Origin of the sequence: Eubacterium sp. AF34-35BH (assembly GCF_003477765.1) — a bacterium.
Lineage (GTDB): Bacteria > Bacillota > Clostridia > Lachnospirales > Lachnospiraceae > Eubacterium_G.
On the sequence record NZ_QUDZ01000001.1, the window covers coordinates 58,572 to 71,486 of the forward strand.

General features: G+C 39.5%; 13 protein-coding genes and 1 other annotated feature. Of the genes, 1 reads left to right on the top strand and 12 read right to left on the bottom strand.

Translation table 11 applies throughout. From position 1 onward, the window contains the following. Positions 1-73 precede the first annotated feature (73 nt). From DWZ69_RS00310 to DWZ69_RS00375, 12 genes are all read right to left on the bottom strand, one after another. Positions 74-577 (bottom strand): antirestriction protein ArdA, encoded by a 504-nt coding sequence (locus tag DWZ69_RS00310; protein WP_002323345.1) that lies wholly within the window; start codon positions 575-577, stop codon positions 74-76. Positions 578-594: 17 nt separating this feature from the next. Beyond that, a complete protein-coding gene (locus DWZ69_RS00315; protein ID WP_003062492.1) occupies positions 595-1,098 on the bottom strand; it encodes an antirestriction protein ArdA in 504 nt (167 codons plus the stop codon). After that, the gene (locus DWZ69_RS00320) at positions 1,017-1,313 is read right to left on the bottom strand and encodes a hypothetical protein (RefSeq protein ID WP_008687105.1); all 297 of its coding nucleotides are present in this window, start codon (positions 1,311-1,313) and stop codon (positions 1,017-1,019) included. Before DWZ69_RS00320 ends, DWZ69_RS00315 begins: the two co-directional genes overlap by 82 nt. A gap of 90 nt (positions 1,314-1,403) precedes the next feature. Then, positions 1,404-1,823 (bottom strand): nuclear transport factor 2 family protein, encoded by a 420-nt coding sequence (locus tag DWZ69_RS00325; RefSeq protein ID WP_003060053.1) that lies wholly within the window; start codon positions 1,821-1,823, stop codon positions 1,404-1,406. Positions 1,824-1,890: 67 nt separating this feature from the next. Next, complete coding sequence (locus tag DWZ69_RS00330) at positions 1,891-2,112, bottom strand: hypothetical protein (RefSeq protein WP_003060793.1); 222 nt, start codon at positions 2,110-2,112, stop codon at positions 1,891-1,893. A gap of 1 nt (position 2,113) precedes the next feature. Continuing rightward, positions 2,114-2,248: a DUF3789 domain-containing protein gene (locus tag DWZ69_RS00335; protein WP_003061156.1), complete on the bottom strand. Its 135-nt coding sequence runs from the start codon at positions 2,246-2,248 to the stop codon at positions 2,114-2,116. Positions 2,249-2,261: 13 nt separating this feature from the next. After that, on the bottom strand, positions 2,262-3,458 hold the full coding sequence (gene mobT / locus DWZ69_RS00340) for a MobT family relaxase (RefSeq protein ID WP_003062030.1): 1,197 nt from the start codon (positions 3,456-3,458) through the stop codon (positions 2,262-2,264). Positions 3,459-3,641: 183 nt separating this feature from the next. Continuing rightward, the gene (locus DWZ69_RS00350; protein ID WP_003062524.1) at positions 3,642-5,036 is read right to left on the bottom strand and encodes an FtsK/SpoIIIE domain-containing protein; all 1,395 of its coding nucleotides are present in this window, start codon (positions 5,034-5,036) and stop codon (positions 3,642-3,644) included. Between the two features lie 208 nt (positions 5,037-5,244). Further along, positions 5,245-5,832, bottom strand: a complete 588-nt coding sequence (locus DWZ69_RS00355) for a helix-turn-helix transcriptional regulator (protein ID WP_003061262.1) — start codon at positions 5,830-5,832, stop codon at positions 5,245-5,247. A gap of 168 nt (positions 5,833-6,000) precedes the next feature. Continuing rightward, positions 6,001-6,384, bottom strand: coding sequence for a YdcP family protein (locus DWZ69_RS00360; protein ID WP_003062614.1), 384 nt, complete (start codon positions 6,382-6,384; stop codon positions 6,001-6,003). A gap of 15 nt (positions 6,385-6,399) precedes the next feature. Then, complete coding sequence (locus DWZ69_RS00365; RefSeq protein ID WP_003059926.1) at positions 6,400-6,726, bottom strand: YdcP family protein; 327 nt, start codon at positions 6,724-6,726, stop codon at positions 6,400-6,402. A gap of 235 nt (positions 6,727-6,961) precedes the next feature. Further along, positions 6,962-10,012: an SrtB-anchored collagen-binding adhesin gene (locus DWZ69_RS00375; RefSeq protein ID WP_003060618.1), complete on the bottom strand. Its 3,051-nt coding sequence runs from the start codon at positions 10,010-10,012 to the stop codon at positions 6,962-6,964. A 506-nt stretch (positions 10,013-10,518) separates the two neighbouring features. Then, positions 10,519-10,793: a binding site (T-box leader), on the top strand. An 85-nt stretch (positions 10,794-10,878) separates the two neighbouring features. Here DWZ69_RS00375 and metG point away from each other — a divergent pair. Next, the gene (metG, locus tag DWZ69_RS00385; protein ID WP_117999260.1) at positions 10,879-12,861 is read left to right on the top strand and encodes a methionine--tRNA ligase; all 1,983 of its coding nucleotides are present in this window, start codon (positions 10,879-10,881) and stop codon (positions 12,859-12,861) included. The last annotated feature ends 54 nt before the right edge of the window (positions 12,862-12,915 follow it).

A 12,915-nucleotide genomic window follows, 5' to 3' on the forward strand; every position in this document is an offset into this window, starting at 1 on the left:
GCCATTTTCAGACTGTCCCTTAAAGAGAAATACGCTGTCAGTAGCAACAATGCTTGTCGCTGATCTTCCAGCGTTAATATGGTATCTCGCACATACCTCGGCTTGTTTCAATAAAGCAACCGCCCATATCCAAATCTCGCCCGTAGGCTTCATAGTCAATGTAATTCTGTAAGCTGGGTGGAATGTCCCCAAGTGCCTGCAATTCGTCTATGTAGTAGTAGGCAACATCTGTCATGGTTTCACAGTCGGGATAATAGTAAATATCGTCCTTATGTTCCACGACTTCTTCCAGCGTCCCATAGTGGCTGATAAATTCGTCCAGACACTCTACAATATAGTCGGGAAGTTCCTCTATCATTTCATACATCTCATTGAGTTCTTCAATGGAAACATACTCGCCAATCGCAATGGGAAAGTTGTCGGTATCATGGATAGCGTATTCCTCATACTGTTCATTCAAGCCGATTTTTTCTTTCACATCTTCCTCGTCAATGGGGAACGTGAACCAAGCACCGACTAAATAGCCCTCATTGTATTTGCCAAGATTAGCAATATAAACCGCCATATCATCAATCATAAGCACCACCTCATTTCCTACTCTGGCAGTTCAAAGATACCGTGTTCTGTTACTAAAAATTTCCCGTGTTCCTGCAAGTGAGAAGCGTAGGCTTCAAAGTCAAAGTAGTATTCTTGACAGTCCTCGGATAAATGCTTGAACATCGGGTCGTTCATCAGCTTTTGCCTTGCAACATCTATCATGCTTTTACAGTCGGGATAAACAATAATCACGTTCCTGCAAATATAAAGTGCTTCTAAATTTTCAAACACCGTAAGTAGTGATACATATTCTTCCTGCATATCACTTGAAAGCTGGCGGTACATAAAATCTAATTCGTTGAGCTGGTACACGCTGGTGTGTTCGTGGACTTCATCAGCATAAGGCAACACCTTTTCGATAATACGATAATCCCCACTTTCTGCACCGATACCTAACTTTTCTTCAAACTCGGCAACATCTATCGGCAGGTCGAACCAGTATGATATTGTTTCTTCGCCAGTTGTTCCTCTCGTTTCCACCAGCACCCTTGTTTCCTGCATTGTTCCTCACGTCCTTTCTGTTGCTTCATCACATCTTTTAAGCTCTGGTACGACATACCAAACACATACTTTGAAAAATCTTCTAACTGTTTTATATCATAATTCGTAAGCGGTAATCGCTTCATTTCATGCCACACTTTACGCTTGTAAGAGGGCAGGTTAGAAATATAATCACAGCCGACGTTTGCCTGCATATCCTTAAAAATATCGCTCATTTCATCACTCCAATCTGATTTTAGGTAAGAAAAAAGCAGTCAATCCTAAGACTAACTGCTTTATGTATATGGATATAATTTGATTAAGTTTTAAAACCAGTTTGTTTTTTCATCTCTAAATTGAGGGTTATCGCTGTGTTGATATGGATTATAGTTATTCAGATTGCAACCATATTCTTTTAATGATTTGATTTTGTTATCTTCTGTCCATTCAATTAAGGAAATACCGTCAAATTCTTCAACGCTTCCCGTATTCATTTCATTTTTAAAATACCATTCTACGACAGTTTGATTTTCTTTATGAAAGAACTGTTTAATATCCCAAATAATGACTTTACCACGAGTATTCCATTCATTAAACCAATGTTTTACTGTTTTAAGATTTTCATATTTAGGACACCAGCTTTCCGTATAAACAACATCTTCTGTAAAAATTTTATCTATTCCTAAGTCTTGCTGTTTCAACCACATATCAAACCATAAACGAATAATTTTTTCTCTCTCATTCAAAATAGAACACCTCGATTACTTCTTTTTTCACATTATAGCACCCATACATCAGCCCCACAATAAAATTTTATGCACCGATAATCTTATTGAACAGCTCTAACAGTACATCTTTCACACCGCCAGCATTGAATACCAAGCCGACAGCAATCAAGGCAACTACCAAGAAACCGATAAGTTTTGAAAACTCACGCTTGAACCCTAAGTAGATACCGATAACCACAATCGACATAAGCACTAAGCTCTGTGCGTTGCTTAAAAACCATTGATACAAATTTTGCCCGAAATTCATGTTATTTGTCCTCGCTTTCTTTTAATTTCTTCATTTCATAGTCAGCTCCTTTGCCAACACTTAAAATACACATCAAGGCTACGCCGATACCCGTTCCAACAGATACCAGCAGGAAGTCTTTCAATAATTCCCACATTTTTTCATCACTCCTAACTTTCTACTAAATCTTTTGCAGGGGTCGTCTGCTGTTTGATTATCATTTCATGCTTTTCTGTGAGCTTTGCCTGCTGTTCGATAGTTTTCATGTAGTCTGTTCCGTTTCCCTTATCAATCCTTTTCAGCATTTTCAAGGTCGGTGCTACCTGCCGTTGTACCCACCGCAATGTACGGTCTAAGGTGTAAGGCTCTGGCTTTGTCGTCAGCTTCAAGCTCTGTCTGTTATCGCCGATAAACCACGCCCAGCGGTCATTGAGTTTCCAGTCATTTTTTCGCTTGTCTGCTTCTTCATCAACAAACCGCACATACTGGTTGATGATAGAAAAGGCAGTCTGCTCTGCGTCATAATAGGTCAGCAAATCTCGTACTGCATAATAGGCACGTTCATTTCTAAGCCGTATCTCAAAACGGTTGATAATGTCGGCTTCTTCCAGCGGTGTCCCTAACTTGACGTACTGCTCATAGTCCTTTTCATAGATACAGAAATACACATCTGATTTTAGCGAACCAAGATAAAGGGTGCGTCCCATATATTCTCTGTCGTCCTCTCTATGCTTGATAAGCTCGCCCGACTGATAAAACTTATAACTTCTGGACTTTCCGATATATTCCCGTTTCCTGCATTTTTCCGCAAGCTCTGGAATATCCAAAATACCCGTATGGTCGTTGATAGCAAGGTCGATACGCTTCATCACGCCACCGTCTATGAGTGCGTCCATGAGAAAGTCATACCAACTTCTTTGTTGTGCCAGCAGGTAACTTTCAAACTGTCGGCAACCACGCCCCTTTAACTCTAAAAGGACACCTTTTTCTTCGTCAGCCGACGTATAGATAAAGATGTCCCCTAAAGAATAATGCTCCGTATAACTGTAATGTCCGTAATCTTCATGGAGCATATAATTGATATTCAGTTTTAATATATCTTTGATGATGTGCTGTATATCCAGCGTGGGAAAACGAATTTTCACATAATCAAACAGCATGGTAAGCGGTACTTCTGGATTGAACCTTGCCAGTTCCTTATGCAGAGTTTCCAGAAGTTCCTTTGACGGCTTCATTTTTCCACTTTCTATCTTGTTGAAATATTCCCTTGTGATACCAGAAGCCACCGCCAGCCTGCCTTGTGAGATACCGTAAGCAATCCGTTTCTCCCGTAATTCTTTTATCCGTTGTTCTTCATTCAGAACCATACCCCCAATCTGTAAAGTGTGAAGTTTTTTAAGGCGACTTCACAGCCGATTTTTGCTAGAAAACCATGCCAGAAGCCTTATGTTTCCTATGTTTTTTGTCTATTGTCTATTTGCAAACGTACCCCTCTGTTAGATACCGAGGGGTTTTACCTGCTGGCGTGGCTGACGCCACACCAGCAACGGCTAGTCCGTGCCGTCGCCTTTCGCTTCGCACGTCGCCGTCCCGTCCTGCCTTGCTTGTGCAAGAGAGCTGATAGTCTGTAAAAAATCATGTCCTTTTGGGACTAAAGGCGTGTAAAACTCACTTATGACGCTTGTTCCCACATCACAATAGCCACGCCCCTTGATACGCTTCTGGAAAAACTGCTTTTTCACATCTGAACCAAACAGCATACCGTAACCTAATTCGCTGATACGCCCAAGTCCCACACGGAAATTGAAGTTATCTCTGATACCATCTGAAAAATACTTTGCGTCTGGACGCTGGCAGGCAACAATAAGGAAATAACCTGCTTGTCGCCCTAACATAACGATTTTCTTTAACTGGCTAAGTAAGCTCACGCTTTCTTTTGTCCCCAACATTTCAAAAAACGCTACATATTCATCAAAGATAAGAAAGCAGGGTGGAAGTCCCAGATAGGCGTAGTTTTCGCCCGTCTTATAGTTCGGGTGTTGCTTCATTTCCTCACTTCGCCGTACCATGCCCTCATAAAAGGCATTGACGCAATCAATCATTTCTTCTTTGGTGTGATAGACATTAGGCATGACTGTTCCCAAGTCTGCAAGGTCGCTGTTCTTTGGGTCTAAGATATAAAGGACAGCGTTGGTATGCAGTAAGGCTTCAATGAGCGTCAGCAGAAAATAAGTTTTACCGCCACCAGTCCCACCAGCAATCAAAGCGTGAGGGAGTGCGTCATATTCCCACACAAGATTTTTCATCAGCCTAAGACAGCCGTTTTCTGCCCATACTTCATCAATGGTAATGCGGTTTGCTATCATGTCATAAAGCAGGGTGTATTCAATATAGCCGTCATGTAAGGTCTTGTCGGTCAGCTCGCAATACAAGCCACTTTCCAATTTATCCTCTAACCGTAAAAGCTGGTCTTGATATTTTCCTAACGTGATTTCACAGCGGATATGGAGCAATCCCTTTTCCATTTGATAATAAATCTTTGGAAACCAGACGATTTTTTCCCTTGATCTGCTTTGCAGGTCAGTAAAAAAACCGCTGTCTTGTACGGTATCGGCTTCATACCACTTATTTTCCAGTATCATTCGTGCCAGCTTTTGACGGTGCAATAGCTTCTTGAAACTGTCGTAACAGAAGCGGTAATACAGAAAAGCGACCAATGCACAAACACCAGTCGCTATCAGCACAGTTATGAAGTTGTAAGGGGAAAGCGTCAAGCCGTTTTCTAACAAGCTGAAATGTTCCCAGTCGGTACGCATGAGCTGTTTGATGTTCAGTAGCAGAAGAACCGCCATGAATACAAACAGAAGCGTCCCTATGGAAAAGTGGTAGACAAGGTGCTTGTCGCTGGCTCTGATACGGTGTCCTTTGTTCCAAATCATACGCATAAATCAATCCTTTCTAGGTATGAAAAAAGCAGTCAATCCTAAGACTAACTGCTTAATCAACAATAAAGTGTAAATTTTATTGTTTCTTTTCTTCTTTTTTATCTTTTTTATTTTTTCTATCCCACCAAGTACCTGCTAATGAACAACTTCCGCCCATAACTATAAAGCCAATCATAATAAGCCAAAATTCCATGATTTCTCCTCCCTTTTAATTTGTTAAATGCTGGCAAATAAAAATTACAACAAAACATATAATAAGTGCGATTACACCTGCAATGAATGCAAATATGATTTTTTGATAATTTCTTTTTCCTATTTCTTGTTGTGTTTCATCATGCGTTAATTGCTTTCCGTCAATAAATGCCAAAATTTCTTTATAGGTTTGAATGTCATGGCTCTTTTTGAATTTTTCAATCTTACTTGCCGTATAGAGCGTTATTGCAAACAAGCATAACCAAATAATAATTCCTATATTTCCCTTAATACTAAATAAAGGATAGGCACTTATGGCTACGACTATCAATTCAATTAGGAAAACTACACTTATCACATTAAACTTTTTAATAGTTGCTTTTTCTACAATCTCCCTCATCTCCTTTATATCTTCTTTTATAAAATTATCTAAAGACACATTGAAGATATTAGATAAAGTAATTAAACTTTTAACATCTGGACAACTTTTATTTGTTTCCCAGTTAGAAATTGTTTGTCTTGAAACAAATATTTTAAGAGCCAGTTCTTCTTGAGAAATTTTTTGTTGTTCCCTAAATTTTTTGATTTGTAATCCAATATCCATCTTGAATCTTCTCCTTTATTGTATATGAATATAGCTATTTTGTCTGTCAAAAGCCTTTGACATTGCCATTTTCCCTTGTCAAAATAGTTTTACATGGCTTAAAACAGAACTTTTCAACTAATTATATCGGTTCTATATATAAGTTACAAGAAAAATATGGGCTCACATTTATTTTTTCATCTGTCCTTGCGGTACATGGTTCTGTGGATTGCCTGCGTTCTGATTGCCTTTATTCTTCAACACAATATCCTCTGCCTTTACATACCAGTCCACATCTGCACCCGTATAGGTTTTTCGTGATACCGTATCGGCTACTGGATTGACAAGCTCCACAACTGCATTGTACGGAAATTCCCTTACTGGTACTTCTGGCGGTACAGACACGGGGATAATTCCACCATGCAGACTGCACTTCAAATCATAGATACGCTTTTTAAGCTGGGTACTCGGTGTCCCGTCCTCATTCTGCAAGAATACATCACGCACTGCTGTAAATTTTAATTCTCCAAATGTTTTCTCTTTGTCAATAACAAAACCGTTTGATAATCTCATAATATTTTCACTCCTTTACTTTTCTTCAACTGCTACAATATCATCAGCAAGTAACACATAATCGGTATGTCCCATATCCCCAATTGCGTAACCTCTGCCGTATAATTTCGGATTGACAAGTTTTACTTTCTGTTCATACTTGAAATGCTTTTCGCCAGCCTGCACGGGAATTTCCACGACAACATTTTCGCCTTTCTGCACATCAGAATAAAGGTTGTAGCTTCGTCTGGCTAAGACCCTGCGGTTATTTTTATCTCTTTCAAAGATAGGCTCGCTTTCGCCTGCAAATTCAAGTGTTCCAAAAGACTGTGCCATATCTGGCACGACATATTTCATTTCCATATTGTTTTACCTCGTTTCTTTCTATATTTGATAAGTTTTTGATAGTGATTTCTTATTCTGGCGGTTAGGGAAGTACCAGCAAGTCCCCAGATAGTAAAGGGTAAAATAAATGCTTACGCACCCTTGACTATCCGTGTTCTTGCAGGTAAGTAGCAGACAAGCCAGAATAAGCGGAAGTCTGCCGACACGGTATCGGCGGAGAACGTGATTTTTCTTTTCTCATATCGTTACCGCCTTATGATTTCTTCATTTTACGGCGTTTGCAGAAGAAGATACCTGCCAGTCCAGCACCAGAAGTTAGTAATAATGCAAGCAGTCCGTAAAGGTTCGTGTTATCGCCCGTTTTTGGACTGTCTGTTTTATGCGGTGTATCTGGTGTCTGTGGTGTTTTGGGTTTCTCTGGTTCTTCTGGGACTTCGGGTTTTTCCTTAAAGGTAATCGTCTGTCCCTCGTTGTCAATGTCTTTATGCTCGGTAACTTTCTTCGGCTCGTCTGGATTGCTTAAATCGTACAATTCTTCAAAAGTTACAAGCTGTTTGCCGTCAAGAGAAGTAGCGTCAAAGGTAAAGGCAACTTCCGCTTTCATAGTTTCGCTGTCTGCGGTAAAGGTGTAATCACTTTCCACACGTTTTCCATTGATAAGAAGCTCTGCATTTTCTTCTTTCAACATCTGCCAGCCTACAAGTTTGTACTGTGTGCCGACTTCTAAGCCCTCTAAGGTTATGGTATCAATGATTGTTACCTCTTTTCCAGCTTCAAGCTCTTTGTTGCCGTCCTTATCGGTAGCAGTCGTATGAATTTTGATGATACGCTCTGTGATAAGTACCGTCTGTCCGTCGTCCTCAATGTCTTTATGTTCCGCAACTTTTACGGGTTCTTCTGGATTGCTCAAATCGTATAATTCCTCGAATGTTACCAGATTTTTACCGCCAAGCTCGGACGCATTGAATGTATAAGTAATTTCCACTTTCATAGCTTCATCATCAGCGATAAAGGTATAGTCATTTTCTACACGCTTTCCATTGATAAGAAGCTCGGTGTTTTCTTCCTTTAACATCTGCCAGCCTTTGAGCTGATATTTTGTGCCTTTTGTAAGTCCGTCTAATTTGACGGTATCAACGATTGTTACCTCTTTTCCTGCAAGGATTGTCTTTTCGCCGTCCTTACTGGTCGCTGTGGTATGGATAGAGATTTCTTTTTCGTATTCATCAGTCAAAGTACCTAAATCAATCACAAGGTTATTTCTTGATACCACGATTTCAAAAGGTGGGATAAGCTCAAAGCCTTTGTTACTATCGCAACGCATTTCTTCAATGATGTAGGTATCATAAGGCAACGCCCCTTTGCTGTCGTCTGGTTTAGAAGTTCCAAACCATACACCGTCCTCGCTGGTCTTTCCTGCGTTGGTATTATGCTTATGAGAAGCCCAGTCAGAAGAAGTGGAGAATTGCCCGTTATCATCAGTTACCACAACATGACTTTCGCCCGTTGTCTTGCTTGTGATCCTAAAGGGAACATCAGCAAGACGCTTGTGTGTGCCTGCTCCGATTTTTACGCCCTCAATATCTCCACGCTTAATCTGATTGTAGATAGAATGGGCTTCGTCGGTTAAATCAACGATTTTTCCATTCTCTGTGATTGCAAAATCAATCGGTTTTGCACCGTCTGTCAAATATCCGTTTGGAGCTTCACTCTCAACGATACGGAATTTTCCATAAGGTAAAAGGTCAGCAGACGTAGAAGCGACACCCTCAATGTCTGTATGGATTGTCTTTACCACTTCATTTTTCTTGTATAGCTTGCCCTCAACCAGTACCGCATTATCATTTAAGGAAATGATGTCAAAGGCAGTATCTTTCAAAGTGGCACTTCCTTGTGGTTTTGTATCGCCCGTTTCTAAATCTCGTTTCTGAATTTTCACACCGCCACGGATAACCTTGTCTGATACAGAAAACTGGTTACTTCCAGTCAATACGGCAAGGTCGCCGTCCTCGGTAATCTGTGTTACATATAAGCCCTTAATCTGTTCGGACTTATCGCCAGCCTGCATATATGCACCGTCCAGCAAGTAACCGTTTGGAGCTTTTGTTTCTTCTACGGTTAGTGTTCCAAGTGGAAGAACGGCTTTGCCGTCCTGCATATAGAAACTGTCGCCAGATACCTTGTATGCGTCCGCTAATTTTGTAACATAGTGGATTGTACCGTCGCTGTCTGTTTCGGCGATTGTCTTTGTAACCCATGTTCTTGTAGCTTCGGCAGGGAGATTGTCTTTATTGTAGAAGCCAGTATAATACTTCCATGTAAATTCCGCACCTGCTAAAGAAGCGTTCCCCTGCGGATTGTCTTTCTGTGTTTCCATATCAATCTTGAAGAGTTCAATCAAAGTGTCTGTTACCTTTGGTGTATCTGATACGTTCAAGGTCGCTGTCTTTCCAGCTTCAACCTTTAAGGAATATATATTTGTATCAACCTTATATCCTGCTGGTGCGGATAATTCCTTGATATAGACTGTGTCAGCCGTTACCTCTACGACATCTGTATTTCCGTTTTCATCAGTCGTAAGGGTGGCAAGCTGTTTCGTGCAGTCCTTATCAGCAAAGACACCGTATGTCGCACCAGCGATAGAGTAATTCCCGTTACCGTCTGTAATGCTGGTATTACTGGAAGTCTTTTGAAGTTTCGCATTTCCAACATTGAGTTTCGCCCAGAATTGTCCCAATTCCTGCCCCTCGCCAGAGTAGATATAACCGCCACATTCATAGCGTCCTTTATTCTCTTTGACAAAGGCTTTTGCACCAGCGAAAACTTCGTCCTGCGTTGCCTTTGGAATTTCATCATAAGAAGCTCGCACGTTATCGCATTGCCAGCCAAGATGTACGCTTAATCTCTGCCAGACAACAAGCTGTCTTAAAAGGTAGGCGTGGTTTTTGCTTATTCCGTTGTGGCTGTCTGTGTACTGTTTTACATATTCGATAGATAAGGCAACGTCGCTTATCTGGTCGGCACTCATACGGGTGCTTGCGTCAGCTCTGGTCTTGTAGCCATTCTTAAAGTCTGTGTTAATGTCGATACAGTAAGCGTCCTCGCCCTCAACGGTCAAATGTCCCTCATTAAAGGTAGAACCAATCGAACCGTCATTCATTACTTTTTCAACGATACCGACACGCTCTTTTGACTCCGTCCAGTATTGCTTACTTTCTGCATGAACGGGTGTAGTCGGCAAAGCAGTAACGACAGTTGCAAGAGCTAAGAAGCCCGTACACAATCGTTTTAACATCTTTTTCATAAATCTAATGCTCCTTTCATTTTTGGTAATAAAATAACCGTCCATAATGAACGGCTGAAAATAGAAAAGGAACGTCATTTTAGGCGTTCCATAGTCTATGAGTTATTCAATTTTTCTTGTTTCAATACTGATGTGCTGTACCATATCTTTGCATATCTAGGAAAACTTGCGTATCAAGGCTCATTCAATGGTAGTAAATAAGTAGTAAATTGATGTGTTTGTTTCCTTGAAAATGCTGATAGATACTGTGTTTTAGCGGATAATCAGATTTTTATTGTGTTTTTCAATTAAAAAACGGCAATGTGTATATCAAAAAAGCAGGTGTATCTGTTAGCGAGGAAGGTGAATATATTTCTGATTTGGATAAATAGGTTCGTTTAATACAAACATGAAGATATAATAAAATTTATACAGGAAAGATTGGTATAAATTCAGCTAAAATTCCACGATTTTACTAAATACATAATTGACAAACTACCTATAAAATAATAGAATTAGTGGGTATGACAAACGCGTTGAAAGGAAGAGTAGACTCTAACAAAGCTAACAGAGAGTTCTGGTTGGTGAAAAGGAACAGTGGAGTGAAAGTTGAAGATGGCCCTGGAGCGGTGAAGGTGAGTATAGTATATGAGCCGTCAACGGTTACACCCGTTATAGTGTTAATGAGGTCTGAAAGTTTAACATATTTCATTGAAGATATTTTGATGATTGATTATGAATAGATAATGAAATTTCAGATAAAGTAAAGTGGTACCACGAAGTCAACCCTCTCGTCTTTACAAGAAGACGGGAGGGATTTTTTTCATATAAAAGGAAATTCTATTAGATAAATTTCACAGTTAGACTGTAGAGAGTGTAGAAATGAAATGGGATTTCAGAAAAATAGTAGAAGGAGAAGTAAAATGAGCAAAACATATTATTTAACAACAGCAATTGCTTACACATCAGGTAAGCCACATATTGGAAATACTTATGAAGCAATTTTGGCAGACAGTATTGTACGTTTTAAAAGACAGCAGGGATATGACGTAAGATTCCAGACAGGAACAGATGAACATGGACAGAAAATCGAAATAAAGGCAGCAGAAGCAGGAGTAACACCAAAGGAATTTGTTGACAAAACAGCAGGTGTTATTAAAGAAATCTGGGATCAGATGAACACATCATACGACAGATTTATTAGAACAACTGATCCTGACCATGAAAAACAGGTTCAGAAGATTTTTAAGAAATTATATGACCAGGGTGATATTTACAAGGGTTACTATGAAGGTATGTACTGTACACCTTGTGAATCATTTTTTACAGAATCACAGTTAGTTGATGGAAAATGTCCTGATTGTGGTAGAGAAGTAACTCCGGCAAAGGAAGAGGCTTACTTCTTTAGAATGAGCAAATATGCAGACAGATTAATTGAACACATTAACACACATCCTGAATTTATACAGCCTGAATCAAGAAAGAATGAAATGATGAACAACTTCCTTCTTCCGGGACTTCAGGATTTATGCGTTTCAAGAACATCATTCAAATGGGGAATTCCTGTAGACTTTGATCCTGACCACGTAGTTTATGTATGGATTGACGCATTATCAAACTATATTACAGGATTAGGATTTGACCTTGATGGAAACAGTGATCCAATGTTTGAAAAATATTGGCCTGCAGACCTTCATTTAATTGGAAAAGATATTTTAAGATTCCATACAATTTATTGGCCAATTATGCTTATGGCACTTGATCTTCCACTTCCAAAGCAGGTATTTGGACATCCTTGGTTATTACAGGGTGATGGTAAGATGAGTAAGTCAAAGGGTAATGTGATTTATGCTGATGATTTAGCAAGTATTTTTGGCGTAGATGCAGTTAGATACTTTGTACTTCATGAAATGCCATTTGAAAATGATGGAACTATTACATGGGATTTAATGGTTGAGAGAATGAACTCAGACCTTGCAAATACATTAGGAAACCTTGTAAACAGAACAATTTCAATGTCAAATAAATATTTTGGTGGCGTTGTTGAAAACAAGGGTGTAGAAGGTGACGTTGATGTAGACTTTAAGAAAGTTGTATTAGAAGCGCCTGTTAAAGCAGCAGAAAAAATGGATAAATTACGTGTTGCAGATGCAATTACAGAAATTTTTGCATTATTTAAGAGAAGCAACAAATATATTGATGAAACAATGCCTTGGGCTTTGGCAAAGGACGAAGCACAGCAGGACAGACTTGCAACAGTTCTTTACAATTTAATTGAAGCAATTAATATTGGTGCAAGCTTACTTGAGCCATTTATGCCTGAAACATCAGCAAAGATTTTGGCACAGATTAACGGTGCACCAAGAGCTTTTGATGATATGACTGAATTTGGTAAATACCAGTCAGGAAACAAGGTTGTAGAAAAGCCTGAAATTCTTTTTGCCAGAATGGACCAGAAGGAAGTAATGGAAAAAGTTAAGGAAATCGAGGAAGCACAGAAGGCAGAAGTTCAGGGAGAAAAATATCCTGAAGTTGAAAAGAAGCCTGAAATTACAATTGATGACTTTGACAAAATCCAGATTCAGGTTGGTGAAGTTATTAAGTGCGAGCCTGTTAAGAAGGCAAAGAAACTTTTAGTTTCACAGATTAAGATTGGCGCAGAAACAAGACAGATTGTTTCCGGTATTGCAAAATACTATAAGCCTGAAGAAATGGTTGGAAAGAAAGTGGCTGTTATTACTAACTTAAAACCATGTAAACTTTGTGGTGTTGAATCACAGGGTATGATTCTTGCAGCAGGAGATGATGAAGGAAATCTTTCTGTTGTAACAGTTGATAAGGATATTGTAGCAGGAAGTGAAATCTGCTAAAGTTATATGTAGGTTCGGGGCTTTGTCCCTGAACCCATTAAAGCAATAGTGCTT

Excerpts from the sequence above, each read along its gene's own strand:
- DWZ69_RS00310 (WP_002323345.1), bottom strand. The coding sequence starts at position 577 with ATGATTGATGATATGGCGGTTTATATTGCTAATCTTGGCAAATACAAT.
- DWZ69_RS00315 (WP_003062492.1), bottom strand. The coding sequence starts at position 1,098 with ATGCAGGAAACAAGGGTGCTGGTGGAAACGAGAGGAACAACTGGCGAA.
- DWZ69_RS00320 (WP_008687105.1), bottom strand. The coding sequence starts at position 1,313 with ATGAGCGATATTTTTAAGGATATGCAGGCAAACGTCGGCTGTGATTAT.
- DWZ69_RS00330 (WP_003060793.1), bottom strand. The coding sequence starts at position 2,112 with ATGAATTTCGGGCAAAATTTGTATCAATGGTTTTTAAGCAACGCACAG.
- DWZ69_RS00335 (WP_003061156.1), bottom strand. The coding sequence starts at position 2,248 with ATGTGGGAATTATTGAAAGACTTCCTGCTGGTATCTGTTGGAACGGGT.
- mobT (WP_003062030.1), bottom strand. The coding sequence starts at position 3,458 with ATGGTTCTGAATGAAGAACAACGGATAAAAGAATTACGGGAGAAACGG.
- DWZ69_RS00350 (WP_003062524.1), bottom strand. The coding sequence starts at position 5,036 with ATGCGTATGATTTGGAACAAAGGACACCGTATCAGAGCCAGCGACAAG.
- DWZ69_RS00355 (WP_003061262.1), bottom strand. The coding sequence starts at position 5,832 with ATGGATATTGGATTACAAATCAAAAAATTTAGGGAACAACAAAAAATT.
- DWZ69_RS00360 (WP_003062614.1), bottom strand. The coding sequence starts at position 6,384 with ATGAGATTATCAAACGGTTTTGTTATTGACAAAGAGAAAACATTTGGA.
- DWZ69_RS00365 (WP_003059926.1), bottom strand. The coding sequence starts at position 6,726 with ATGGAAATGAAATATGTCGTGCCAGATATGGCACAGTCTTTTGGAACA.
- DWZ69_RS00375 (WP_003060618.1), bottom strand. The coding sequence starts at position 10,012 with ATGAAAAAGATGTTAAAACGATTGTGTACGGGCTTCTTAGCTCTTGCA.
- metG (WP_117999260.1), top strand. The coding sequence starts at position 10,879 with ATGGGATTTCAGAAAAATAGTAGAAGGAGAAGTAAAATGAGCAAAACA.